General features: G+C 51.1%; 20 protein-coding genes and 1 pseudogene. 8 read left to right on the forward strand and 13 right to left on the reverse strand.

Annotation, left to right across the window (positions count from 1 at the left end):
* Positions 1-786: pseudogene (locus L2725_RS13095) on the forward strand (IS630 family transposase); the annotation flags it as partial.
* A gap of 100 nt (positions 787-886) precedes the next feature.
* Complete coding sequence (locus L2725_RS13100; RefSeq protein ID WP_249249384.1) at positions 887-1,171, forward strand: PliI family lysozyme inhibitor of I-type lysozyme; 285 nt, start codon at positions 887-889, stop codon at positions 1,169-1,171.
* Positions 1,172-1,213: 42 nt separating this feature from the next.
* On the opposite strand, the gene L2725_RS13105 is transcribed toward L2725_RS13100, so the two are convergent.
* Together L2725_RS13105 and L2725_RS13110 are read right to left on the reverse strand one after the other, a co-directional pair.
* Positions 1,214-1,567: a hypothetical protein gene (locus tag L2725_RS13105; protein WP_249249385.1), complete on the reverse strand. Its 354-nt coding sequence runs from the start codon at positions 1,565-1,567 to the stop codon at positions 1,214-1,216.
* A 189-nt stretch (positions 1,568-1,756) separates the two neighbouring features.
* Entirely contained in the window at positions 1,757-2,788 is a 1,032-nt protein-coding gene (locus L2725_RS13110) for a Leu/Phe/Val dehydrogenase (RefSeq protein WP_249249386.1), read from the reverse strand.
* Between the two features lie 324 nt (positions 2,789-3,112).
* Here L2725_RS13110 and L2725_RS13115 point away from each other — a divergent pair, with 324 nt between their 5' ends.
* Positions 3,113-3,577, forward strand: coding sequence for a DUF4826 family protein (locus L2725_RS13115; RefSeq protein ID WP_115137654.1), 465 nt, complete (start codon positions 3,113-3,115; stop codon positions 3,575-3,577).
* Between the two features lie 87 nt (positions 3,578-3,664).
* On the opposite strand, the gene L2725_RS13120 is transcribed toward L2725_RS13115, so the two are convergent.
* Together L2725_RS13120 and ppk1 are read right to left on the reverse strand one after the other, a co-directional pair.
* The gene (locus L2725_RS13120) at positions 3,665-5,164 is read right to left on the reverse strand and encodes a Ppx/GppA phosphatase family protein (RefSeq protein WP_249249387.1); all 1,500 of its coding nucleotides are present in this window, start codon (positions 5,162-5,164) and stop codon (positions 3,665-3,667) included.
* Entirely contained in the window at positions 5,143-7,335 is a 2,193-nt protein-coding gene (gene ppk1 / locus L2725_RS13125; RefSeq protein ID WP_249249388.1) for a polyphosphate kinase 1, read from the reverse strand. The genes L2725_RS13120 and ppk1 overlap by 22 nt, the downstream gene beginning before the upstream one ends.
* Before the next feature lie 244 nt (positions 7,336-7,579).
* Between ppk1 and yegD the strand changes: the two genes are divergently transcribed.
* Both yegD and L2725_RS13135 read left to right on the forward strand, forming a co-directional pair.
* Complete coding sequence (gene yegD / locus L2725_RS13130) at positions 7,580-8,950, forward strand: molecular chaperone (RefSeq protein WP_249249389.1); 1,371 nt, start codon at positions 7,580-7,582, stop codon at positions 8,948-8,950.
* A gap of 12 nt (positions 8,951-8,962) precedes the next feature.
* Positions 8,963-9,427 (forward strand): CreA family protein, encoded by a 465-nt coding sequence (locus L2725_RS13135; protein ID WP_249249390.1) that lies wholly within the window; start codon positions 8,963-8,965, stop codon positions 9,425-9,427.
* 69 nt (positions 9,428-9,496) lie between these two features.
* On the opposite strand, the gene L2725_RS13140 is transcribed toward L2725_RS13135, so the two are convergent.
* The 4 genes from L2725_RS13140 to pdsR all read right to left on the reverse strand — a co-directional run bounded on the left by L2725_RS13140 (position 9,497) and on the right by pdsR (position 15,184).
* Positions 9,497-10,795 carry an anaerobic C4-dicarboxylate transporter gene (locus L2725_RS13140; RefSeq protein ID WP_249249626.1) on the reverse strand — a complete coding sequence of 433 codons (1,299 nt, stop codon included), beginning with the start codon at positions 10,793-10,795 and terminating at the stop codon, positions 9,497-9,499.
* Between the two features lie 208 nt (positions 10,796-11,003).
* Entirely contained in the window at positions 11,004-12,197 is a 1,194-nt protein-coding gene (locus L2725_RS13145; RefSeq protein ID WP_249249391.1) for a cystathionine beta-lyase, read from the reverse strand.
* 120 nt (positions 12,198-12,317) lie between these two features.
* Complete coding sequence (gene pdsS, locus L2725_RS13150) at positions 12,318-14,492, reverse strand: proteobacterial dedicated sortase system histidine kinase (RefSeq protein ID WP_249249392.1); 2,175 nt, start codon at positions 14,490-14,492, stop codon at positions 12,318-12,320.
* Positions 14,492-15,184 (reverse strand): proteobacterial dedicated sortase system response regulator, encoded by a 693-nt coding sequence (gene pdsR, locus L2725_RS13155; protein WP_249249393.1) that lies wholly within the window; start codon positions 15,182-15,184, stop codon positions 14,492-14,494. Before pdsR ends, pdsS begins: the two co-directional genes overlap by 1 nt.
* A 219-nt stretch (positions 15,185-15,403) precedes the next feature.
* Here pdsR and pdsO point away from each other — a divergent pair, with 219 nt between their 5' ends.
* The 3 genes from pdsO to L2725_RS13170 are packed head-to-tail and all read left to right on the forward strand — an operon-like array spanning position 15,404 to position 18,969.
* Complete coding sequence (gene pdsO / locus L2725_RS13160; RefSeq protein ID WP_249249394.1) at positions 15,404-16,156, forward strand: sortase-associated OmpA-like protein PdsO; 753 nt, start codon at positions 15,404-15,406, stop codon at positions 16,154-16,156.
* Positions 16,157-16,213: 57 nt separating this feature from the next.
* Complete coding sequence (locus L2725_RS13165; protein WP_249249395.1) at positions 16,214-18,352, forward strand: marine proteobacterial sortase target protein; 2,139 nt, start codon at positions 16,214-16,216, stop codon at positions 18,350-18,352.
* A complete protein-coding gene (locus L2725_RS13170; RefSeq protein ID WP_249249396.1) occupies positions 18,349-18,969 on the forward strand; it encodes a class GN sortase in 621 nt (206 codons plus the stop codon). The genes L2725_RS13165 and L2725_RS13170 overlap by 4 nt, the downstream gene beginning before the upstream one ends.
* Before the next feature lie 61 nt (positions 18,970-19,030).
* Here L2725_RS13170 and L2725_RS13175 read toward each other — a convergent pair whose 3' ends face one another.
* The 5 genes from L2725_RS13175 to L2725_RS13195 form a co-directional block, all read right to left on the reverse strand.
* Positions 19,031-19,642 carry a PqiC family protein gene (locus tag L2725_RS13175; RefSeq protein WP_249249397.1) on the reverse strand — a complete coding sequence of 204 codons (612 nt, stop codon included), beginning with the start codon at positions 19,640-19,642 and terminating at the stop codon, positions 19,031-19,033.
* Complete coding sequence (gene pqiB / locus L2725_RS13180; RefSeq protein WP_249249398.1) at positions 19,639-21,291, reverse strand: intermembrane transport protein PqiB; 1,653 nt, start codon at positions 21,289-21,291, stop codon at positions 19,639-19,641. Before pqiB ends, L2725_RS13175 begins: the two co-directional genes overlap by 4 nt.
* Positions 21,269-22,498 (reverse strand): paraquat-inducible protein A, encoded by a 1,230-nt coding sequence (locus L2725_RS13185; RefSeq protein WP_249249400.1) that lies wholly within the window; start codon positions 22,496-22,498, stop codon positions 21,269-21,271. The genes pqiB and L2725_RS13185 overlap by 23 nt, the downstream gene beginning before the upstream one ends.
* Before the next feature lie 225 nt (positions 22,499-22,723).
* Positions 22,724-23,749: a GGDEF domain-containing protein gene (locus tag L2725_RS13190; protein WP_248937063.1), complete on the reverse strand. Its 1,026-nt coding sequence runs from the start codon at positions 23,747-23,749 to the stop codon at positions 22,724-22,726.
* 147 nt (positions 23,750-23,896) lie between these two features.
* Positions 23,897-24,895: an ATP-grasp domain-containing protein gene (locus L2725_RS13195; RefSeq protein ID WP_248937064.1), complete on the reverse strand. Its 999-nt coding sequence runs from the start codon at positions 24,893-24,895 to the stop codon at positions 23,897-23,899.
* Positions 24,896-24,899: the final 4 nt, after the last annotated feature.

A 24,899-nucleotide genomic window follows, 5' to 3' on the forward strand; every position in this document is an offset into this window, starting at 1 on the left:
GACTCGCCAGATATATTAAGTTCAAAGCACAATCGGATGAGGGCGGCAGGCTAACCGGGGCAGATATCCAGCAATACATATCGAGTGAGTTTGGTGTTGAGTACCACCTCAATCATATCTACAAGCTACTCAAGAGCATGGGGTTCAGCTGGATAACCAGCCGCTCCAGGCATCCAAAACAGACTCGGGGCGTGCAGGACGCTTTTAAAAAAGTTTCCTCTGGAAACGATCCTTCACACACCTATTCATATACAACCACACCAGATTGATATTTGGTTTCAGGACGAAGCCAGATTCGGTCAGCAAAATACAACAACACGACTCTGGGCACCGAAAGGCAGTAGACCCAGAGCGCTAAAACAGCAGCAGTTTGAATATGCACACCTCTTCGGCGCTGTCTGTCCTGCAACGGGAGAAACTGAAGCGCTTATCACACCCTTTGTTAATAAGGACATCATGCGCCAGCACCTGGAACTGATCGCCAATCGCACGAAACCAGGAAGACATGCTGTGGTAGTAATGGATGGTGCAGGGTGGCATACCAATGACATTGCAGTTGATATCCCCAACTTATCGATACTCAAATTGCCACCCTATTCCCCGGAACTAAACCCCATCGAACAGGTGTGGAGTTGGCTGCGGCAACATCATCTCGCTAATCGCTATTTCAAAGGATATGAGGACATAGTGGATGCTTGCAGTCAGGCTTGGAACAACTTCATCAGCAGTACAAACCGAGTGATAAAGATGTGCGCCAGAGACTGGGCAAAGGTGACTGAACTTTAATGCGGAATGGTATGACCCGTCAGCCATTAACGTGTCAGCGAGCAGTCCAGCTCTTTCGCAATCTAATATACCGCCCCATGAGTCAGGGATATTCAGTCAGGTGATCAAGCTTGATGATGGCCGCGACCTGGTGATTACAGAAGGGAGTGATGAGCCCAGATCTATCGGCAGCGTGACGGCGCTGTTATATCGTAATCTGGACGTTGGTGACTTTGAAATGGGCCTGAGTTTTGCCCGGGACGGCTTTGTGACTGACGCCGTACTGCAAGAAAATGGAAAGGTAAAAGTGACGACAACCAGTGCCGGCAGTGGCAGTTACCGGCAGGAGTACTATATCTGCATTGGCAAAGCGTCTCTTAACTTGTGTGATGCCGGTTTGGAGTGACAATCTGAACATTCGCCCGGCAATGGGTCCATTCTTCCAGAGTTACCAAATCAGCAGTGTAAATGCTGAACCCATGGCGGCCGCTGACAGCAGATAGAGCCGGCGAGCCTGCCGTTGCTGGTGGTTTTTTCCCTGTTTCAGTGAGCATACATGCTCAAAGTCCCGGTTATGGTGGCGGTACAAGCGGCAAATTATCAATTGGCTGTCCGGCTCCACCAAAGTCGTAAGGCGATAATCATTGCCACTTTCCGTACTGACCTGGTATTCAGTCTGCCCTGAAATATTAAATCGCTGTGATACCAGTTTATCGTCGACCCACAGTTTCTCCCATCCAGCCCAGTTGCTCGCCTGCAACTTAAATGTATGACCGCGATCCTGATGGAGAAAACTGATCATTGGTGCCTTCCTTTGCGTGATGATGGAGTACTAAATTAAGCAAAGGAAGTTGAAGTTTTCCAGCGTCTAAATTCCGGATTGTAGGTATAGCTTTGTGGCTATTGGGAAAATTAATTTATAGCAAGAAGACATAAAAAAGGGAGCTGTAATAAGCTCCCGTTATCAAATCAAATAAGGTCTTGATGTGCCTTATTTTGCTGCATTGATAATGGCGCGAGCCATCTCATCTGCGACATCACCTGTGGTGCGGTTCTGTTCGTCAGCCTGTTTGAAAATGGTGCTCAAGGTATCATAAATCTTTTCAACCTTGGCCGTTGAAGCTGCGGCATCATATTCATTTTCAAAGGAAACATTGATAATGCCTCCTGCATTTATCACATAGTCCGGCGCGTACAGAATACCCATCTCTTTCAGCGCTTCACCATGACGACGTTCTGCCAGCTGATTATTGGCACAACCGGCCACAATGCTGGCTTTCAGCAGGGGCAGGGTATGGTCATTGATGGACGCACCCAGAGCGCAGGGGGCATAGATGTCGACATCCTGAGTGTAGATATCCTGAGGAGCAACCACAATGGCACCAAAGTCGTTCTTAACTGTTTCCAATGCCTCTTGATTTATGTCAGTGACGATCAGTTCGGCACCTTCTTCGTGCAGGTGTTTACACAGGTAATAACCTACATGGCCAATTCCCTGTACAGAGATTTTCAGACCTTTTACCGTGTCCAGACCTCGCTGATGCTTTACCGCGGCCTTAATACCCAGAAAAGTGCCCAGTGCGGTAAATGGAGAAGGGTCGCCACTCTTGCCCTCCAGGCCAGCCATATAAGGCGTTTCCTGATGAGCAATCATGATATCTGTAGTGGACACGCCCACGTCTTCTGCAGAGTAGTAACGGCCACCCAGGCTGTCTACGGCACGTCCGAAAGCGCGGAACAGTGCTTCTCTGTTGGCAGTTTTAGGGTCTGCCAGGATCACAGACTTTCCACCACCCATGCTCAGGCCTGCCAGGGCATTTTTATAAGTCATGCCCCGTGAAAGGCGCAGCACATCCGTCAGGGCCTCTTCGTCAGACTCGTACTGCCACATGCGGCAGCCGCCAACGGCAGGGCCAAGATTGGTGTTATGGACGGCGATAATGGCCTTAAGGCCGGATTCTTCGTCATGGCAAAACATGACATGTTCGTGATTGTCAAAAGAAGGGTGATTGAATACAGCCACTTGCTTGTCCCCACTGAGAGTGTGTCCTTGGCCAGCAACGCGGTGCTATGGGGCCGGACTTAGTGATATTGTTTGCGAAAACATAGCATTTCGGGATAAGCTCGACCAAAGACAGCCTGTATATTGAATGTGATCTGTGTGGCAATTTTGCTTTCCACTTTACGTTAACGTAAAGCTGGTCGGACAAGTTAATACAGCTTAAAACGACCCGGCAACATTCGGCAGGCGGTGAGTATGTCAGAGGTAAACAATAATAATCTAATCTGGCCGCTCTAAGCAGTGAAGCAGCATGAAACAATAAGAACACAAGAATTAGGAAGCAGTATGACTGAGCAGACAGTACCACCTACCTCCGAAGCCCCTCAATTGACACCAGAACAGGCTGCCCAGATGCAGCAGGAATGGGTGCGTGAACAGTTCCAGAAAGCCAACAAATTCCTGGCAGAAAAGGGAGTCATTCCCGGAAAGGTATTAACGGATCAAAGCCGTTATCTGGTGCCTTATGTTGCCGTATGGAAGATGGAATCCTCTCAACCAAAGAAAAAGCAGTTTTGGGTGATTTCCGGTGACTTGCCAACAGATTATGTGCCTGCGGATGTTGCGCCAAGCGCCCGTGAAGCCATTAAACACTTCTCTTTGACCTGGCAATTAAAGGCTGAAAACCTGATCCAAAGCGGCGCGGTTAAAGACCCGACTCAGGCCAAATTCGCCAATATGCTGGTCTCCCGTGCCCAGAGCCTGTACAAAATGCAGCAAGATGAAAAGCTGTGGGGCGAACAGCAGGCCTGATCTATGCCTTAGCACCTGTCTGAATCCGGTGTGTTTAAATACAACAAAGGACGCTACTGCGTCCTTTGTTGTATTCGGCTAAAGCACTCAGCTTTTTCTTTCAATCACAGCTGTGACAATTAGCTCTATCCCAAGAGGCTGCAGCCATCTGGCTTCCCGTTCCAGATCTGCCATCAGCAGAGTGATTTTTCGTTTGCCCCGGGGCAGGGCGATGTGCAATTGATTGGTATCTGCATTGATTTTCACACTAACGCTCTTGCCCTGTCGCCCCAGATTCAGCAGCACTGCCAGACGTAAAATACTGGTGAGGCGAGCCAGTGGCAGGTCCTCAGCCAGCGTCTCATCCGGGCGTTTTCTATGGTTACCTATCAGGCTTGCCAACTCCTGCTGCATCGCTTCGTCAAAGCCTGGCAGGTCAGCATTGCTGATGATATAGGCGCCATGGCGCTGGTGCGCCCGTGAGTTAATATGTATGCCGACTTCATGGAGTGTGGCAGCATAAGCCAACAGGCGACTGTAACCTCTGAGTTGCCAAGTGTCGGCCACCTGCTCAAACAGCTGCATAGCGGCATCCCGAACCCTGAACGCGTGGCTGCGGTCTACATGATAGAGACGGGCTATACTGTCGACGGTTCTGAGCCTGACGTCCTGATACTGGCCTATTTGGGCCATCTCATAGAGCACGCCTTCACGCAGAGCGCCATAGGTGTATTTAAGTGATTTAACCGATAAACGGCGGAAGAAGCTGATAAGAATGGCTAATCCTGCAGGCAGTATACCGGCACGTCTTTCATCTATGCTGGAAAAGCGTCCGTCGAGGTTGCCCCACTCAACCAGTTGCCGCTTGAGTTTTTTCAGGTTTGCGAGAGTGATTTCGCTGTCGTTATAGAGCTCATTCAATACTTCTGCAACCGCTTTGACTGTACCTGAACTTCCCAGCACCAGATCCCAGTCTTCGCTGAAATAGGCTTTGGACAGGGTTGCAAACTCTTCATCGGCAGCCCGCCCGGCAGAGTGAAATTGCTCCAGGGAGATGGGAGTATTTTTGAAAAACTTTTCGTTAAAGCTGACGCAACCACAGCTGAGGCTGGTTAGCTGACGGGACTTCTGACGTCTGCCAACAATGACTTCTGTTGAACCGCCCCCTATGTCTATAACCAGATTATTCTTTTCCAGTACTTCAGACTGCGCGATACCATGGTAGATGAGCCTGGCTTCTTCATGACCGGATATCACTTCAATGGGGTAGGGCAGTGCTGCTCTGGCCTGAGTGAGAAACTCGTTTCGGTTGGCTGCAACCCTCAGGGTATAGGTAGCCACTAAACGGATTTCGGCGTTACTAATGTCGGCAAACCTGAGGTTAAAGTTTTTAAGACAATCAAGGCCCCTTTGCATAGCGTCTTCGCTTAACCGGTTATTGTCATCCAGCCCCTGAGCCAGCTTAACCTGCTGCTTTTCCTTATGGACTATTTGTAGCTGGCCATCCTGCTCTCTGGCGATTACGAGATGAAAACTGTTTGACCCCATATCTATGGCGATATAGTGCTTGGGTCTTGGGTTCAAGGTTAAGGAGTTATTTTCTGGCATTTCAGAGGGGTACCTGCTTGCTTGTCGGCAGCGATAACCGGCTCACTTGTGTGTTTGTTGTCATTGCCGATTTCCTGCTCTGTATTCTCTTCCTGTTTTAATTCTGCCAGCTTTTTCTCTCTTTGTTGCAAATAATCCAGAATTGCAATTTGTGAACGTACTTTGCGTTTGTTACCCCGGGTGCGATAGGGGTTGGTTTGATCCTGATTAATCAGGCGATTTTTAGTGTTATCACTAAACTGTATCGCCATGATATCCATTATGGTTTGTTTGAGAGCTTCATCCAGTATTGGGGCGCCGACCTCAATACGCTCATCCAGATTTCGTTTCATCCAGTCAGCCGACGTGATAAAGATGCGGTTTTCACCACTATGATGGAAGTGCATGACTCTGGCGTGCTCCAAAAAGCGGTCGACCACACTGTATATCTGGATATTGTCGCTTATAGCTTTCACGCCGGGGACCAGCGCGCACATGCCCCGCACCATAAGACGTATTTTCACTCCGGCTGCCGATGCCTGATACAGCTTGTCGATAAGTGCTCTGTCCACCAGATTGTTGACCTTAAGGTTGATGGCGGCTGGCTTACGCGAACTGGCCTTCTCAATCTCGTGTTCTATCAGGGCATCAATTTTTTCCCTGACATTGTAGGGGGATACCATCAGGTGGTTGAATTGGTACCTGCGATAAGGGTGCTCTATCAGCTCAAACACCTGGGCGACTTCTGAGGCTATCTCCTGGTTGCCGGTAAAGAGTGAGAAATCGGTATAGATCCTGGCTGTGCTTTCATTAAAGTTGCCCGTACCAATATGGGCGTAAAGTCGGGTTTTTCCCTCTTCCTCACGGCCAATAATGCAGAGTTTGGAATGAATTTTCAGGCTGGGGATCCCATGGTGAACTCTAACTCCGGCCTCGGCTAAACGTTTACTCCATTCGATATTGGCTTCTTCATCAAAACGGGCTGCCAGCTCTACCACTGCAGTGACTTTCTTACCGTTTTTTACTGCTTCCATCAGGGAGTGCATGATTTGAGACTGCCTGGCGACCCGGTATACATTAATGCGGATAAACTTCACCGCGGGATCATAGGCGGCCTGACGAACCAGTTCCGTGAAGTGAGAGAACCTGTGGTAAGGGTAATAAAGTAAAATATCCTGGCGTGCCAACGCATCAAACTTGTTGACCGACTTGTAAAACAGTGGATGTTTGAGTGCCTTGAGCTTGGGGTGTTCAAGATACTTGCGTCCCGGGTTGGGAAAGCCAATAAAGTCTTTGAATGAGTGGTAGCGGCCACCTGGCACCAGACACTCGGTATTGCTGATCCCCAATCTATCGGTGAGCATGGTCAGCATGTGCTCGGGCATATCCCGGTCAAATACCAAACGCACCGGCTCAGCGGTCAATCGTTGCTTGAGTGCCTGAGTCATCTTTTCGAGTTGGCTGTGCTCCAACTCGTCATCCAGATCGAACTCGGCATCCCGGGTGATTTTCATGGAGTAAACTTCAATGCTGTTGTAGTCGAAAAAAGGGCTGAACAGCTCGTGCACACAGTGACGAATCACATTATCCAGCAAAATAAGGTGTTTTTTGCGTTTGGTTTGCTCCGTAGGTAACTCGACAAAGCGGGGAACATTCTTGGTGGGGACTTCAATCAGTGCGTACTGACGCTGATGATCGCTGTTGAGGCTCACCGCCAGATAAGTGGTATCGTCCCGCAGCAACATGGGAAGGTCCTGATGGCGGTTGATGATCAGCGGCGTAATATGCTGTCTGAGGTTATCTCTAAAGTGTTTTTTCAACCAGGGACTGTGGAATTCGCTCAGCTGCTGTTCGTTCACCAGAAAAATATTGCAGCGCACCAGTTCGCGCATCAGCTCCGCATACATGGCGTCGAACTTTTCCTGCAGTGCCAGCACCTTGGTCTGAATTTTTTGCAGCAAATGACGGTTTCTGTCCCTGTCGCTGGTAATACTGCCAAGTTGCAATCTACGTCTGACCGCCGCGACACGAACCCTGAAGAACTCGTCCATATTGTTGGAGTAGATCCCCAGAAAGCGCACTCGCTCAACTATGGGCACGTTGGGGTCACAGGCTTCCTGCAGTACCCGTTCATTAAAAGAGAGCCAGGATAGTTCTTTTTCTACAAGCAGTTTATCTGAACCCGTGGTCACGGCTTACCTTCCTTTGCCAAATATTATATCACTGGCCTTTTTCAGGCTGGGCCTAACAGCAGCTAAAGTTCACTTGTCCCATGCTGAACACCCTCGTGAAAACAGCTGCTACTCTAGCGACCCACCATGTCAGCTATATGACATTTATGACCGAAGTGTTACATGAAAAAGACTGAATTTACTGTGTCTTGCTCGTCGGTTTTGTGTTAGTTTTGCCGGCTTTTTCCGGGATCTTGGAGTCTTCATGTTTGTTGGTTTCGATTATGGCAGTGCCAACTGCGCTTTGGGGGTAATGACGGCTGATGGTGTGCAGCTGCTGCCCATTGCCGGTGACAGTCGTTATATGAGTTCGACTCTGTATGCTTATGACAGAGAGCTGATTGCCGAAGCCGTTTATCAAAGACTCGACGTCAGCCGTCAGCCTGACTATGCCAAAAACCGCAGCGCCCAGCTAAGCAGAGCCAAAGTGGTGCGCCGGGAGCTGGATTTGCTTCCATCAGATGAAGTGGTGTTTTTCGGCGAGGCTGCTTTTAATGCTTATATGGAAGTCCCGGAAGAGGGCTTTTATGTCCGATCTCCCAAATCCTTCCTGGGTGCCAGCGGCTTGCGTCCGGACCAGATTGCGTTGTTCGAAGACATAGTGACTCTGATGATGCTGCATATTAAAGCCTGTGGTGAAACGGCGCTGGGCAATGGTCAGCAGATCACCCGGGCAGTGATTGGCCGTCCGGTTAACTTTCAGGGGATTGGCGGCGAGCAGGCCAATGAACAGGCCGAAAGCATTCTGACCACTGCGGCGCAAAGAGCAGGTTTCAGCGAAGTGGCCTTTCTGTTTGAACCCATAGCCGCAGGTATGGACTTTGAAGCACAACTGACTCAGGACAAAACCGTGCTGGTGGTGGATGTTGGTGGCGGTACCACTGATTGCTCTGTAGTGAAGATGGGTCCATCCCGGGTGGGAAATACAGACCGCAGTGGCGACTTTTTAGGGCACAGTGGTCAGCGTATTGGTGGTAACGATCTGGATATCGCCCTGGCGATGCACAGCTTTATGCCACATATGGGACTTGGCAGCGAACTGGTCACAGGCAAGCCTATGCCCAGCAAGGTGTTCTGGAACTGTGTCGCGGTGAATGATATCGCGGCTCAGCGTGACTTTTCCTCTGTGACCTGCAAGAAGCTGATTGACGATTTGATTAAAGAAGCCCGTCAACCTGAGCTGTTGAAGCGCCTGCTTACAGTGCAGCGTAATCAGCTGTCATATCAGTTGGTCAGACAGGCCGAGGGCGCCAAAATAGCTCTGTCAGATGCACAGAGCACCCAATCACAGCTTGGGTTTGTAGAGGCGCAGCTGCAAGCTGATATCAGCGCCTGCCAATTTGTGACGGCCATTGATGACCCCCTGAGCCGGGTGGAGTCGTTAATGCACAGTGCGGTGGAAACCGCCGGAGTTCAGCCAGAAATCATCTATGTCACCGGAGGAACAGCCCGCAGTCCGGCCATTTACGAGCGTATCGCCCGCTGTTACCCTGAGTGTGAAGTGATAGTCGGGGACCACTTTGGCTCTGTCACTGCAGGCCTGACCCGCTGGGCAAACAAGATATTCAATGCATAAGGAAATCATTGCATGAAAAAACTGGTACTCCTGAGTTTGTTGGCGCTGACCGGCTGTGGTGGCGATGATGTTGCCAAGGTCAGTCTGGGGCTCTTCACCACCAAAGATGTGGTGATTGACGCCAGGCAAGACCCCAAGATCCCCGGGGTAACCTGTTATATCAGTCGTATTGAAGCTGATTTGTCGTTGGCGGATCCATCGGATATGAGTATTGCCTGTCGTCAGACAGGGCCCATTAGCGCAGCTGAGATCGCCAGTATTGATAAGAGCAAAGGCGGTGAAGTGGTCTATAAGGAATCGTTAAGCATTTTGTTTAAGAACCTTAAGGTCAGACGCATCTATGATGCCGAGCACCAGACGTTACTTTACCTCTCATACTCTACCAAGGAGAGCAGTGGCAGTCATAAACACGCGCTGTCGGCCGTGCCTCTGTACGGCACTGATGCCTGGCAGACTTCGGGCGCGGTTAACAACTGAATACATTTGCTCTAATAACAAAACGCAGCCAATTGGCTGCGTTTTTCACTTTAGAAACCTGGTTAAGCCTTACAACACCACAGACCCTATGGCAAAGCCGAAGGCGACCGCGAGTGAAATCGCCAACAGCCCCGGGATCATAAAGGGATGATTGAACACGGCTTTACCTATGCGGGTTGAGCCTGTGTCATCCATCTCCACCGCGGCCAGCAGTGTTGGGTAGGTAGGTAGTACAAACAGGGCTGACACCGCCGCAAACGAGGCGACAGCAGTGACCGGCGCCACTCCCAGTGCCAGTGCCGCTGGCAGCAGAGCCTTGGTAGTGGCGGCTTGTGAGTAGAGCAGCATGGCCGCAAAGAAGAGTACCACTGCCAGCATCCAGGGATATGCCGACAGCAAGCTTGAAGCTGTATGCTTGATGGCATCCAGATTGGCTTCAACAAAGGTATCACCCAGCCAGGCAACGCCCATTACACAAATACAGGCTGACATGCCTGAGCGGAAGGTGGCGGCAGTGACAATCTGCTCTGCATCCAGCTTACACACCATGGTGATAGCCAGAGCCGCAGTCAGCATCAGGGAGATAATTGCCTGATCCCGTGACAGAGTGGGATCGGTTATCAGGCCAATAGTGGGTGAAATCGCGGTGGCGTAAGCCATTACCGCCATAATGGCGATAACAAAAATCATCACAGAGAATTTGGCACCGGGTTTAATCTCAATCTGACTTTGATCCGGCAGCTTGATTTCGCCATTGGCCAGACGCTGTTGATAAACAGGATCATCCTTCAGCTCACAACCCAGATGATTGGCGACAAAAGAGGTCAGGATAACTGCAGCCAGGGTTGAGGTAATACAGATGCCCAGCAGTTCCAGATAGCTGACGCCCCTTGGCTCCATAATGCTGGCAAAGAACACCATAGCGGCAGAAACCGGTGATGCAGTGATGGCGATTTGAGATGCCACCACAGACACAGACAGTGGTCGTGAAGGGCGGATCTGCTGCTCTTTGGCAACCTGGGCGATGACAGGCAAGGTGGAGAAGGCGGTATGTCCCGTGCCGGCCAGCAGGGTCATAAAGTAGGTGATAAGTGGCGCAACCAGAGTGATTTTGTCAGGGTGACGGCGCATCATACGTTCAGCTAGATGCACCAGATAATCCATACCGCCTGCCATTTGCATGGCTGCAATGGCGGAGATGACTGACATAATAATCAGAATTACATCCCAGGGAATATTGCCTGGCTCAACCCCGAGCAGGGCCAACACCATAACGCCCAGGCCACCGGCAAATCCAATCGCTACCCCACCAAGGCGGGCACCAAGGAAGATACTGAGCAGCACGACGCCCAACTCTATCCACATCATCATTCGTAAGTCTCTTAAGGAGCGGGTGATACTGAGACGAGGGGCAGGGACAAGGTCGGCAGGGCGTTCTTGTTTGCACTATCCCTGCGCGTATCAGTAAAAAGAAAATTAATTCTACCTGAAGTGACTTTAAGATGGTCTGATCCTTATCAGACCATGGCAAAGAAATATTAAATTGTGATGTGCGTCGCTGGATTGGTGTGAATTATCAAGCCTGCATCACAGCATTAAAGCGCTCAAAGCCAGCTTCCAGATCGGCAATCAAATCCTCCGGGTCCTCCAGGCCAATATGCAGGCGGATTAACGGCTTGCTGCTGTCCCAGTCGGTGGCACTGCGGATCTTGTCTATGCCGTTTACCGACAGAATAAGACTTTCATAACCGCCCCAGGAGAAGCCCATCTTAAAGTGCGCCATCTGCTCGACAAAAGCTGTGGTGGCTTTGAGGTTGCCTTGTTTCAGCACGAATGAAAACAGTCCATTGCTGCCGCTGAAATCCCGCTTGAAAAACTCGTGTCCCGGACAGGTTTCAAATGCCGGGTGGCGAATATGGTCCACTTCAGGTCTGCTGGCCAGCCAGTGGGCTATGGTCAGTGCGTTTTTTTCATGTTGCGCAAGGCGCACGCCGAGAGTTCTCAGGCCCCTGGCAGCAAGAAACACGTCATCCGGGCTAGTGCACTGGCCCATAAGATAGGAATGCTCCTGCAGTTGACGCCAGTGTTTTTCATTGGCGGTGGCTGTGCCCATCATCACGTCGGAATGACCGACAATATATTTGGTGGCAGCCTGGATTGAGATATCCACGCCCATCTCAAACGGACGGCAATTAATAGGAGAAGCCCAGGTGTTGTCCAACATGGTGATTAAATCGTGCTCATGGGCGATACGACAAAGGGTCGGGACATCCTGAACTTCCATGGTGATTGAGCCGGGGGACTCGAGAAACAGCACCCTGGTATTGGGTCTGATAAGCTCGCGGATCCCTTCTCCTATCAAGGGGTCGTAATAGGTGGTTTCGACACCAAAGCCTGCCAGTACCTGCTCACACAAATCCCGGGTAGGTTCATATACGCTGTCCACCATCAGCAGGTGGTCGCCGGATTTCAGAAAGGACAATAAAGCACCACTGATAGCTGCCGCACCTGAAGGGTAAAGCGCTGTGCCGACGCCACCTTCAAGCTCGGCAATGGCAGATTGAAACGCAAAGTGAGTGGGCGTACCTCGGCGGCCATAGAACATTTCCCCATCGGCTTTACCTGCACTGGCCTGACGCATTTGATCCATAGTGTCGAAGACTATGGTTGATGCCCTGAATACGGGGGGATTAATGACCCCTTTGGTCCATTTACTGTCACGGCCGGCACTGACGATACGGGTATCTCTTTTATGATTCTTGTCGCTCATTGCTCAATCCTAAGCTCACTTTTTGATTCACTATCCGGGTTAATTAACCTGGTGCCTGTTACTGTTTGCAACTGTTTGGCACAGGCTACCACTGTTTTGGCGTTCTTGCCATCTGGATGGCTAAATGTTTTCTGACTTACCCAATGGCAGTCGGAGCTGAACTGTTACGCCCAAGCCATCTTCCCGGTTAACGGCTTTGATATTGCCATGGTGGAATTCAGCCACCAGACGGGCGATATACAGGCCCAGACCCAGGTGGGGCTTCTCACCACCCTGTGGCGTACGAACCGATACCATGGACTCAAATATCTGCTCCGCCATATTTTCCGGTAGCAGAGGGCCCATATTACTGACCTGCAGCAGCGCTTGTTTACCGCTGACGCCAAGGCTCACTTCAATGGCTGTACTATCAAGACTGAATTCGCTGGCGTTGGCGATTAGTTTGTCCAGCAATTGGGCAATATATTCCGGGACGCCATTTATCATTAATGGCTCTTTGGGCAATTTGACTTCGAACTTTCTGTCCGGGAAGGTCATTTGATAACCCTGCATACAACCGCTGACCACGTCCCGCAGTGGGAAGTCACTGCGCTCAGCCTGTGCCAGGCTTTGTTCCAGTCGGGTTGCTTCACTCATATTGTTCAGGATCAGGCTGAGGCGACTGACCCCTTCTTTAGCCCGGGCAACGTATTTGCTGCTGTTTTCGTCCACCCCCTGAAGCTCCAGATGTTCTAGGGAGGAACGCACCACAGCGACAGGGGTTCGCAATTCATGGGAAAGGCGGGATGACATATTCTCCAGATAATGGGTATAGAGCCCCAGACGCTGAACGATGCTGGCGAAACTGCGGGACAGGTCGCCGATTTCGTCACGGATCCTGGAAGGGGTAATGCCACTGCGGACTCTGCCCTGATTGTCGATGGCAAGCTCGGCTTCATCTCTTAATCTGCGTACCCGCCTGGAAATATTGGACGCAAAAATAAACAGCGACAGGGTGCCTACGCCCATCACAATCAAAATGATATTGAACAGTTTCTCCAGCGCCTTGTTACGCAGGGTGCGGATACCGTGTGTCGTTTCTTCAGCGATCACCACGCCCATTACCTTATCGTCAATCCAGATGGGGCTGGCGGCAGCCAGTACCACGGCCTTGCTGTCCGGAGTCAAACGCCAGGTCGAGCCGAGTTTTCCCTGCAGCGCTTTCTCGATATGGCTGCCGGTCAATTCAGTGGAGTCCTGCAAAGAGTCAATAAAGTCTCTGGGAGGCTGGGTCAAAATCCGGTAATAGAGTGGACGCAGATATTGTCGACTGAATTCGCCCCACAGGCTGGAGTCCTGCTCTTCTTCCAGATCCCGGGTCCAAACGCTGGAGTTGCTGCGGATATCACCGGACTTGGCCAGTACCCGACCATGTTTATCTACCACCCAGATGCGGGAGGTGTTGTGGCGCATACCTTTAATGATCTCTTCGATTTCCGGCGAGGGCACCAGCACAGTCCCCAGTTTCAGCTGATCATCAGTGGCAGAGGTACCGACAATGGCCTCAAGGCTGCCGGAGCGTCTGTCGTTAACATCATAGACGGCAAATCCCAGTTTGCTGCCCAGCATCTCCAGCGGGATCCTCAGCTCAATCACATAGCCCTTTGGGCTTCTTCGCCACTGACCCTGAATGCGGTTTTCAGGGGTGACAGGACGGGTCAGGGCAGGATCGGCAGGCAGCTCATAGGCACTTATCCAGCCATCTTCGATGGGGGTGATCAGATAACGTTTGAATTCGCCGGCGGCGGTCTGGGTTGCGACCATCAGACGGTCGCTGCGCTCAATGCTCAGACTGTTGGTACCACGATAGACAGGGCTGGGGTCGGTTACATCGAAAAAGCCATAGAGATAGCCGCCGTATTTACCCACCATATGGGTGAATGACAGCGAAAGAGGTCTGCCATCATCCACTTTATAGATTTCATGCTCATCGCTGTACTCAATAAACCTGTGGCGATAGATATCCCAATCCTGCAGCTTGCCATCAAGCTGGATCGGGCCAGCCAGAGGGTAGGCGTAGAGGTCCCGGCCTTTCTCGACCTGAGTTAAAAAACTCGCCTGGGAGTGAAACAGCTTGGGCCTTTCGTGCAGAGCGGTCGCCAGTGCCTGAGTTGTACCTTCCAGTGTCCGTTCCTGACCGTTTCTCAGGTACTTTTCCATCTCCCACACATACTCATACCCCAGCCAGGGCAGGCAGAGCAGAAACAGAGAGAGCAGAACAACTTTGGCTCTAAGACCAATTCTTGGGTGCCACATCAGACAGGCGTGTTCCAGCGGTAGCCCATGCCATAGACGGTATCGATACAGTCGAATTGCGGATCTATGGCCATAAACTTCTTACGAATGCGCTTGATATGAGAGGTAATGGTGCTGTCATCCACGTAGATTTTGGCATCCTGCATCAATTCAGTGCGGTTACGCACATGTCCCGGGTGTTTCGCCAGTGCATACACCATCCAGAATTCAGTCACAGTCAGCTCTACTGTGACTCCCTGCCACTGCACCACAATACGATTCTTGTCTATGGTCAGCGGGCCGCGTTCAATCAGGCTGTCTTTCAGCTCCTTTACGCCCATGAGTTCTGAGCGGCGGAACAGGGCAGCCAAACGCGCCAAAAGATGAGGAAAGCTGACATCCTTGGTGAGGTAATCATCGGCGCCAAGGCGCAGGCCACATACAGTGTCGAAGTCGCTGTCCCGGGCGGTTAAGAAAATAATGGGCAGGCTGCCTGACATGGCTCTGAGCGCCTGGCACAGGGTAAAGCCACCATCTATCTCGTTTCCCAGACCAATATCGATAATCGCCAGATCCGGCAAACGTGTGGTAAAGGCGGCCATAGCCTCAGGGCGACTGGCATAAGTTTGCACACTGTATCCCTGTGCTTGCAGTGCATCCTTGTAGTTTTCCCGGATAAGGGCTTCATCTTCAACTATGGCGATTCGTTTCATCTGACTTTGATATACGGTTTATTTCACTGACTTTGGGTGACTATACAGCAATTTAGCAGGCGTGGAACACGTCGGGGGCAATTGCCATTTTGTTGCCACATTTGATTGCCGGATTGCCATTTTTGTTCCCCTTCAATGCCTTTTCCACTGTGTTTAATGAGTTCCATCGAAACCGAGCCGCGGAACAAGTTACCGGGGCAAATCATGAGGGAACAGAAAATGACTCAATTCAATACTCAAGCCAAAACTCCAAACACCAAACGTAACGCTCTGGTGGGCGTGCTTATTGCCGGGATGCTGATGTCCCAGTCAGCGACAGCAGCAGAATCAACTGAACGTGAGCATACCGAAGAGCTGGTGGGTGTTGGCTCCGGTCTGGTACTGGGCGCGGTTGTTGGCGGGCCGGTTGGTGCATTTATCGGTGCTCTGACAGGTGGCCTTATCGGTCAGTCTGTCGGTGATGATGAAGAGATCAAACAGCAGCAGGAGATGCTGGCCAAACAGGATGTAGAGCTGCAATCACTGACAGCCAGAGCACGCCAGTTGGAACAGGAGTCAGATCTGCTGGCGATGGAAGCTGAGCGCCGTATTCAGGCGCAGATGGATGCGCTGGCGCTGGGATTGAATGTGCAGTTCAGAACAGGTTCATCTCAAATTGAGCCCCATTTTCAGCAGCAGTTGGATGATGTGGCCTATGTAATGGGCCTGTCTCCTGAACTGACCCTTGATTTGACCGGCTATGCGGACCGTCAGGGTAACAGTGATTATAACCAGGCTTTGTCAGAACAAAGGCTGGCCGAGGTGCGCAGCTATCTGGTGAAGCAGGGGGTTGCAGAGTCCCGTCTGAACGGACAGGCCTATGGGGATCAATCGCCACTCCATGAACAGGCTTCATTGGAGAATAACTTCTTCGACCGCAGGGTTACCCTCAAATTGCAAAATGGCCATGGCGCCATGACTGCTTCCCAATAAACGCATTCTACTGTGAACCAAAGTGAACCGGGGCATGTCCCCGGTATGGAGCTGACTATGTTTGGCATTTTTCAAAGCTTGCCGACTCAGACAGACGCGGGGATGCGAAGCGCCGGGGTAACGCACAATTCCCTGTTGACTGTGGTCGTAATGTTAATCGGGTTGGCAGCAGGTGATGTCAACGCCCGGGAGCAGGAAGAACTGCAGCAGGGCACTTTGATCATGCATGCACCGGATGGGAGCGAGGTGATGAGCCTGCCCGTCAGTACCAAGGTACGGATGCAGGTCAGTGGCTTGATTAACCGTGTCTGGGTGGAACAGACATTCCGTAATGGCAGCGAGTTTTGGCTGGATGGTCGCTACCTGTTTCCTTTGCCTGAAAACGCTGCAGTTGATGGTATGGAGCTCAAGATAGGTGAGCGCAAAATCCAGGGGCAGGTAAAAACGCGCGGGCAAGCCAAAGCGGACTATGAAAAGGCCCGGGCCGAAGGTAAAAAAGCGAGTCTGGTTGAGCAGCACAGACCCAATAAATTTTTTTCCACCCGGGTCGCCAATCTGGCGCCGGGGGAAGCGGTTCAGGTATCGATTCATTATCAGCAAACCCTGAGTTACGACAATGGCCGCTTTTCGCTCAGATTCCCCATGCTGGTGGCACCCAGATATCAAAGCCCGTCCGGCGAGCCGGAAACTGACCTTATCTCTGCATATGGCGCCGGGCAGCAAGCTGAAACCGATAATAGCGGTAAACAGGGCGGAGCTTCTCCTGGCACCGTAGACATTCAGGCTGTGTTTCATGGTGCTGGCGCGCTCGGGCAGATACTCAGTCCTCATCATTGGGTGACTGTGTCCCCGGGATCAGAGGATTCGCTGGAAGTGACACTGCTCGATGCCTTGCCCAACAGAGACTTTGTGCTTGAGTGGCAAATGGCTGACCCGGGCAGGCCTCAGGCTGTCAGCTATATGCAGTCAGGTATGAGTCATGTTCCGTCAGACACTTCTGTGGCCGAGCTTGAGCAAAACACTGAGTACGGCGTTGTCATGTTGGTGCCCCCCGTGACGGGTAATCATGAGTTCAATCAGGGGCGGGAACTGGTGTTGGTGATAGATGTCTCCGGCTCCATGGGTGGTGAATCAATCAGGCAAGCCAGACAGGCACTGGAGCGGGCGTTAACAACCCTGTCTTCCGCTGACCGCTTCAATATCCTGGCTTTCAGTGACAGGGTCACCTCATTTTCTGCGGCCAGTATTCCAGCCACAAAAAACAACCTCCACCGGGCTTATCGTTTTGTTGACAGTCTGGAGGCGGACGGTGGTACCGAGATGGCTCCGGCATTACTGCAGGCGCTTAAGGTGACTGAGGATAAAACAGGATTGAGACAGGTGATCTTTATCACCGATGGCGCTGTCGGTAATGAACGTCAGTTGTTTGAGTTAATCCGCAACCACCTTGGTGACAGCCGACTGTTTACTGTGGGGATTGGCTCTGCCCCCAATAGCTTTTTCATGGAGAAAGCCGCCCGCAGCGGTAAAGGCACCTTCACCTATATTGGCTCAGAGCAGCAGGTGGCCGAGCGCATGACGGAACTGCTGGACAAGATAGCCAGCCCTGTCATGACCAATCTGCAGTTGAGGTATGCCGATGGCACTGTGCCTGAGTACTGGCCTGCCAATCTGCCGGACCTCTACGCAGGAGAGCCCATTATGGTCAGTCTGCGGCAACAGGCGGGTCGCAGCGATGAGCTGATTGTCAGCGGAGATACCGGCGCGCTGGATGCCAGAAAGCAGTTTTGGCAAACCTCAATTGATTTGGGCAGGCAGGTGAAATCCCGGGTAGCAGGACTGGATCTGCTGTGGGCCAGGGAGCAGATGGCTGAATTGAGATTCAATGAAACCGGCACCAACCATCCCAGAGTCAAAGAGCAAATTACTGCGCTTGCTTTGAAATACCACCTTATCAGCCCATACACCAGTCTGGTGGCGATAGATGTGACACCGGACAAACCTGTCGATGCTGAAAGCCGTTTGGCAGAAGCCAGATTGATGCGCCCGGCAGGATGGTCCGGCGGGGCTTCAGGTCAGGTGATGCCGAAAACGGCCACAGGTAGTCCGGGAGAGTTGTTGGCTGGCCTGATATTAATGCTGACAGGGTTATCCGGCTACTACCTGGTCAGTCGCAAGCGGATGCTCAAAGCATGAAAAGCGTAAAGCTGCTGGCTATCGCCGTGATACTTGGCGGGTTGGCACTGTTTATCAAAGGAGGATATATGCAGGCTAAAGCACATTTTGCACAGTTTCTGGTGGCCAATGCCTGGCAAAAAACATTGGAGCAGGGAGGAGAACACAAGCCCTGGAGCTGGGCCGATACCTGGCCGGTCGCCCGTCTGTTTCTCCATTCGGAACACAAGTCATCAGCTTCGTTGCAGCACAATGACAAAGGGGCAAAGTCACTCTATGTACTGGCCGGTGCCGTGGGACGCACCCTGGCTTTCGGACCGGGAATGCTGCTGTCCGGGGCCAAACCCGGTGAGGCGGGCAATACTGTTATCGCAGGTCACAGGGATACGCATTTTGCTTCACTGCAATATCTTAAGCCGGGGCAGGTACTAAGCATGCAGATCCCATCAGGCGAGACGATTGAGTATCAGGTATTTGATGCCGGTGTTTACCATGAGTCTGACGCCTGGTTGATGGAGGATACCGATAGGTCGATATTAACCCTGATAACCTGTTACCCCTTCGATGCCCTGTTTGCCAATACGCCCTACAGGTATGTGGTCCGGGCCAGCCTGAGGCAAACGATAGAGAAAAGTTGAGTTAAGGGCTGGGTTGCCCGGAGCTGGAGTCACCTTTGGAAGGCTCCGGCTCCGGCGGAACTCAGGAGATATCAGTCAGTATGGCGTTAGCCAGCTCAGCAATCAGCTGCCGCATCTTGGCGACCGAGTGGGAAAAGCCATCACTGTCCATTTGGGTTTCAATAAAGAAATCTCTGGCCGAACCCTGGTAGGTATAGTTTCCCGCCAGAATCACTTCAGCACTCTGGGCAACATGGAAATAATCCAGCTGAATAATCAGCCCGGTATCCCCTTTGGTGAGCTCTGCACTATCGCCTTTGTCAGCAACAAAATGAAACTGGGCGGATTGATTAAGATCTTGCAGCAGCGCGGTTTCAGTGGCATCAGCCAGCGGCTCCGCCCACATATGAAAGGTGGCATAGTGCATTCTGTGATCATCTATCTGCATCACCAGATAGGGACTGTCGAGATATTCGGGCATTTGAACTGATACCATGACAGGTGTTTTGGCGTCAGCAACGGTTTTGTCACTCTGGTAATTTTTGGTTGCTGTGGGCTTGTTCAGCAGGTAATAGTGACTGCTGTCGGGTGAGGAGCCTGAACTGCACCCGGACAGGGCCAGTGTGCTTACCAGCGCAAGAGTGTATAAATGGCACCTGGCAGGGGCCAGCATTGTTTTGAGTCCGCTCATCATTGGTCCCCCTCCTGGTATTTTTTCGGTTCAAGGTTTGGTGCGCCTGAATCAAATATCAAGCCATTTGGCTGGTGCTTAAGCTGCTCCAGCAAAGGTTTAAGCTCATACATGGCTTCGGAGATACTCTTCAGTGTGACTTCCAGCTCCTCGTAGCCTTCTGAGCCGTCAGAGAAGTCTTTGGTCAGCGTAGATACGCTTTCCAGGGTATGTCTAAGTTCAGCAATCAGCTGTTCTTGCTGGGCGCTGATAAGAAGCTGGTCCAGGCTATTACTGGTTTTTTGCAGATCTTTCAGCAGATCAGAGGCGTTAACCAAAGTGGTGTTGGCATTGCCTGCTATTTCATCCAGTGGCAGTTGATTGACCTTATCGACAAACAGCCCCAGCTTGTCGGCAATCTGTGAAAACTCATCTTTCACCGTTGGAATGACCGCGTAACCTTCGTAGGTTTCCTGGGCCTCAAGTGGCGGCATATCGAAGTGCTGTAATTCGACAAACAGGCTGCCGGTCAGCAGGTTTCCGGTTTTTAAGCTGGCCCTGAGACCACTCTTAACCCACAGCATATTCTGCTCATTCATCAGTTGCACACCGCGTTCATTATCAGGCAAACCAACCCGACCCGGTTGCAGGCTGATCAGGACGGGAATACGTATCGCCTCGCTGTACATCATATCGGGATCCGCTGTGGCCAGATTGACGGAAGCCACTTCGCCGATAAGGACTCCCCGGTATTCCACTGGAGCGCCGACTTTCAGTCCTCTGATGCTGTCGCTGACAAACACCACATACTTGAGAGAGTGCTTGTATCTGGCGTTACTGGCGCTTTGGTAATCATCGAAAATATCGAAGTAGTCGCGGGTAACGACAGGCTCGCCCAAAGGCATGCCATCGGGAATATCAAAGGTAACACCATTGGTGAGCATGGTTTCAATATTGCCGGTTTTGACTGTAATCCCCTCAGCATTGAGGTCGACCGATAGGCCGCTGACATCCCAGAAACGGGTATTGGTGGTGATCAGCTTGTGGTAGGGCGCTTTGATAAAGGCGTTGTAATAGACCACCCGTTCTTCAAGGTTAAAGTAGACGTCCTCTATCTGACCTACTGTCAGCCCTTTGTAGATGATGGGATCGCCACGGGAGTATGCAAACTCTTCATTACTGTTGAGTGTGATATGCAGTCCCGGTGTACCCACCGGAGTGACAGGTGCTGACTCCAATGCGGTAAAACTGTCTTTTGATTCGTCCGAGGAGCCGGGGGCGATTTCGATATAAACCCCAGAGATTAGCGTATCCAGACCGGATACCCCTGACAGGGAGATTTTTGGGGTTACAATCCAGAACTGGGTATCCTCAACCAACATATAGTCAGTGTCTTTGGTCAACCTGGCGGTCACTGTGACGCCATCGCCAGCTTCGTTGAGGGCAATACTTTCAACTTCCCCCACATTCACATGACGGGATTTGATTTTGGTTTTACCTGCCTCCATTCCCTCTGCGGATTCAAACATGATGGTAATAACAGGTCCCTGATTACTCATGTGAAAATACACCATCCAGGCACCTATCAATAATGCGACGATAGGGACAATCCAGATGGCGGAGATGCCTTTGACCTGCTGAACATTGGCTTCAGCTTGTTGTTCTGTGTTCATACGCACTCTTGTCGTTATAGATAAGTCTGGGTTCAAAGCTCATAGCCGCAAGCATGGTGACCACCACCACACCGGTAAAAGCAAAGGTAGCGGCCCCCGGCACTATGCTCATGGTGTTGCCCAGTTGCACCAGGCTGGCCAGTACTATCACCACAAAGATATCTATCATCGACCAGCGACCAATAAACTCTGCGATGCGGTACAGGACAATTCGTTGCTGCTCAAGGCTCATGGAATTTGTCTGAACACTGTAGTTGAGCCAGATAAGCACCAGTATTTTGGCGATGGGCACCAGAATACTGGCGATAAAAATCACCATGGCGATGGGATAGGAACCATGGTGCCAAAGCAGCAGGACCCCACCAATGATAGTGCTGGGATCATCCTGTCCCAGCAGGCGGGTATTCATAATGGGCAGAGTGTTGGCTGGGATAAACAGCATGATAGAGGTGATGATCAGTGCCCATGTTCGTTGAATCGACAGGCTTGGATTGATGGCCTGATGTGGGCTTTCAACTGTTGCGCCTGTATCGGCGACGCCTTTAGCCCTGGTCGCAGCCAGCGCCAGGCTAAGCTGCCTTTTGTCGATATGCAGTAAGGTTGCTGTCATCGCAATGGAGAACAGAATAAACGCAAAGAAGGAGGGACCAAGAATGATATCCGCCAGTGACACGATTTTGATCAGACTGACCAGGGTTCCTACCAGAAAGATTTCTGCCATATTCCAGGGAATAAGCAGCAGGATCATATTCATCAGCCTGTCCCCTTGCCAGGGGTAGCGGCCATTACGAATAAATACCAGCAGGTAGATTAGGGCACACAGCACAAAAGCCGGGATAATAAATACTGTCACCAACTTAATTATGGCCAGTGCTATATAGCCGGAGTCCATCAGGATATCCAGGCTGTCCAACATCTTGACTTTATTTTCCAGACCACTGGATTTGAAGGAAATAAAGTCGAATGCTAAAGAGATAAACAGAAATATCAGTGAGGTGATGGCCAGAGCCTGAATTCGCGCCAGCGAGTTGGCACGGTTAGCTGAAAGCAGATAGCCACAACGGGGACACAGGGCTTTTTGATTTATCCCAAGTGGGGGAATTTCAACTTTTAGATCGCACTCATGACAGATCTCTGTATCCATCAGGTTGTGGTCTGGGGTCGCCTCATCCATCGCAATAAATACTCCGGCGTCGTGCCGCGCCATAGCTGACGACTGGCGTTCTCAGGGGAGCGACCAAGCGCAAAGAGATAGAGACTTTTTCAGCGTTTGTTGTTGGCATAAGTTGCTGTGAATTCTCGTTAAAGCAGGTATGTGTCTGGTTAAGTCGATAATAGATGAGAGTGACAGCATTGCAACAATTGGTCAACATGCCGGGGCAAGCCCCCGGCATGCGAGTAATTAATTACCAGAGGGCAATTGGGAGCAGGTTTAATTGGTGATGGGCATGACTCTGTTGCGGCCGAGGCGTTTGGCTTCATACAGCAGGCTATCAGCTTTCTCTATCAGCTGGTGGGCGTTGCCGCCTTGTTGCCACTGGGCAACACCGAATGACGCTGTGATACTGTCGACAGTACCGCCTTTACGTCTGTCTTTGATCGCCAGTTTTTCTATTCCGCGACGTAACGATTCTGCCAGGTGACGGGCCCGCTTAAGTTCGCTGCCCGGAATAATAATGGCGAACTCCTCACCGCCGAACCGGTAAGCTTTGGCACCATCCCGGCAAAAATCCCCCAGCCTTTGAGCCACAGTTTTGAGCACCTGATCACCAAGCTGGTGGCCAAAGTTGTCATTAAAGGCTTTGAAATGGTCAATATCCAACAGGATCAGGCATGTTCCTTCCGCTGCCTGATTAAGGAGCCCGGCCAGATCGGCATCAAACGCCCTGCGATTCAATGCGCCGGTCAGGGCATCGTGAAGCGAGTCTTTTTCCGTTTGCTCGAGTCTTTCTCTGAGATGGTGTATCTCATTCTCCGCCTTCTGCAGCTGGCCGATAAAGTAGGCAGTGGAAGCGCGTATCTTGTCTGACTCATTGACGAAATTTCGCACCAAATCCATTACCTGCTCCAGCGACAAGGCTTCCTCTTCCAGCTTGCCCAGCTTGGCAAAATTGGTTTTCACCTGCTTTTGAAAGATATCAGCATCCCGGTTGGTATCTTTCACCGACTGAGAAAGTTCAATCACCATAGCTTCCAGGTTTTGTTGTAACTGACGGACATCAAGCTCGACCGGATCGGAAACATACTCTCGATAGAGCAACTCAGTACGGCTGGGAGGGCAGGTTTGAAACTCTTCTAGCACTCTGTCCATTGCCTTGTTGAGCTCCGGAGACCTTTCGCCGACATAGGTGTACCACAGAGCATAGTTGGTGGGGGTGGTAGGAATTTGATGCTTTAGCATCAGTGGCACAGCTTTTTTAAGGTTCGCGGCAGCGACTTTCATAAGCTCATCGGACATAGCGGACTCAGGCGAGGTAGGTTATTGATGTTATGAAACTAAGAATAATGTGGCTTGGGTGGGTCTGCCAATGCAGTGGATGAAATTTATTCTGTTTCAGGCAATAAAAAACGCAGCCTGAGCTGCGTTTATTCATTAAGTCAGAGCTTACTCTGCACTTTTGATCTCTTTGATCACCTTGGTGCGCTCTATCTTCTCTTTTGCTGGTTGAGTAACTTTGGGGCTGCAGGCAGCGTCCTTGTTAAACATACCCAGACGGATACGGATAAAGTGCAGAATCTGCTGAGCAATATCCACATCCAGACAGGACTCAAGGCCTTCAAAACCTGGTGAAGAGTTGGCTTCACAGATTTTGTAGTGGCCGTTGTCAAACAGCAGATCGATACCGGCTACATCCAGATCCAACACGTTGGAAGTCTGAGTTGCCAGCCACTCGATTTCAGGCGTCACATCAAACGGACGGGCAGAGCCGCCGGCGCTGACGTTGGCCTTGAAGCTGTCTTCCTGGCCACGGCGCTCATAGCAACCTACCACTCGTCCACCTATGGTGAACACGCGCAGGTCACGTCCGTGACTGTTGGAGATAAACTCCTGCAGAATGATGTTGGCATTTTTGTTGGTTGCCTCAATCAACTGCATCAGGTCATCAAATTCCCGTGCCTTGTGGGACAGGAATACACCACTGCCCTGAGAACCAGACAGTGTCTTAATGACCACAGGGAAGCCCAGGTGACGCTCAACAAGAGCGATATCCACGGGGAATTTCACCAACATGGTTTTAGGCGTAGGCAGGTTCTTTTCAGCCAACAGCTGTTGAGAAAACAGTTTGTCTTTAACTGTCTCAATCGCCTTGGATGAGTTCAAACAATAAACCCCAAGCCTTTCCAGGTGGCGGATAATTGCCAATGCGAAGTAGGTGGTACCTGAACCCATCCGTGGAATAATGAAATCGGGCAACTCAACTGGTTGCCCGTTCAACAAGATACTCTTACTGTCCTCTCTGGTTACCGTCAGATCAAAGTCTTCTGGCGCGTACACTTCCAACTCAATGTTGTCCGCTTTTGCTGCTTCCAGGAGGCGTTCGATTTCATACAATTCAGGTTTCAGCAGGGTGGCGGTTTCTTTATATAAAATCCAGCCGCGCATTAGA

Origin of the sequence: Shewanella corallii, from assembly GCF_023349125.1 — a bacterium.
GTDB classification, from domain to species: domain Bacteria; phylum Pseudomonadota; class Gammaproteobacteria; order Enterobacterales; family Shewanellaceae; genus Shewanella; species Shewanella corallii.

Coding starts and splice junctions, on each gene's coding strand:
- L2725_RS13105 (WP_249249385.1), bottom strand. CDS start 1,567: ATGATCAGTTTTCTCCATCAGGATCGCGGTCATACATTTAAGTTGCAG.
- L2725_RS13115 (WP_115137654.1), top strand. CDS start 3,113: ATGACTGAGCAGACAGTACCACCTACCTCCGAAGCCCCTCAATTGACA.
- L2725_RS13120 (WP_249249387.1), bottom strand. CDS start 5,164: ATGCCAGAAAATAACTCCTTAACCTTGAACCCAAGACCCAAGCACTAT.
- yegD (WP_249249389.1), top strand. CDS start 7,580: ATGTTTGTTGGTTTCGATTATGGCAGTGCCAACTGCGCTTTGGGGGTA.
- L2725_RS13135 (WP_249249390.1), top strand. CDS start 8,963: ATGAAAAAACTGGTACTCCTGAGTTTGTTGGCGCTGACCGGCTGTGGT.
- L2725_RS13140 (WP_249249626.1), bottom strand. CDS start 10,795: ATGATGTGGATAGAGTTGGGCGTCGTGCTGCTCAGTATCTTCCTTGGT.
- L2725_RS13145 (WP_249249391.1), bottom strand. CDS start 12,197: ATGAGCGACAAGAATCATAAAAGAGATACCCGTATCGTCAGTGCCGGC.
- pdsS (WP_249249392.1), bottom strand. CDS start 14,492: ATGTGGCACCCAAGAATTGGTCTTAGAGCCAAAGTTGTTCTGCTCTCT.
- pdsR (WP_249249393.1), bottom strand. CDS start 15,184: ATGAAACGAATCGCCATAGTTGAAGATGAAGCCCTTATCCGGGAAAAC.
- pdsO (WP_249249394.1), top strand. CDS start 15,404: ATGACTCAATTCAATACTCAAGCCAAAACTCCAAACACCAAACGTAAC.
- L2725_RS13165 (WP_249249395.1), top strand. CDS start 16,214: ATGTTTGGCATTTTTCAAAGCTTGCCGACTCAGACAGACGCGGGGATG.
- L2725_RS13170 (WP_249249396.1), top strand. CDS start 18,349: ATGAAAAGCGTAAAGCTGCTGGCTATCGCCGTGATACTTGGCGGGTTG.
- L2725_RS13175 (WP_249249397.1), bottom strand. CDS start 19,642: ATGATGAGCGGACTCAAAACAATGCTGGCCCCTGCCAGGTGCCATTTA.
- pqiB (WP_249249398.1), bottom strand. CDS start 21,291: ATGAACACAGAACAACAAGCTGAAGCCAATGTTCAGCAGGTCAAAGGC.
- L2725_RS13185 (WP_249249400.1), bottom strand. CDS start 22,498: ATGGCGCGGCACGACGCCGGAGTATTTATTGCGATGGATGAGGCGACC.
- L2725_RS13190 (WP_248937063.1), bottom strand. CDS start 23,749: ATGTCCGATGAGCTTATGAAAGTCGCTGCCGCGAACCTTAAAAAAGCT.
- L2725_RS13195 (WP_248937064.1), bottom strand. CDS start 24,895: ATGCGCGGCTGGATTTTATATAAAGAAACCGCCACCCTGCTGAAACCT.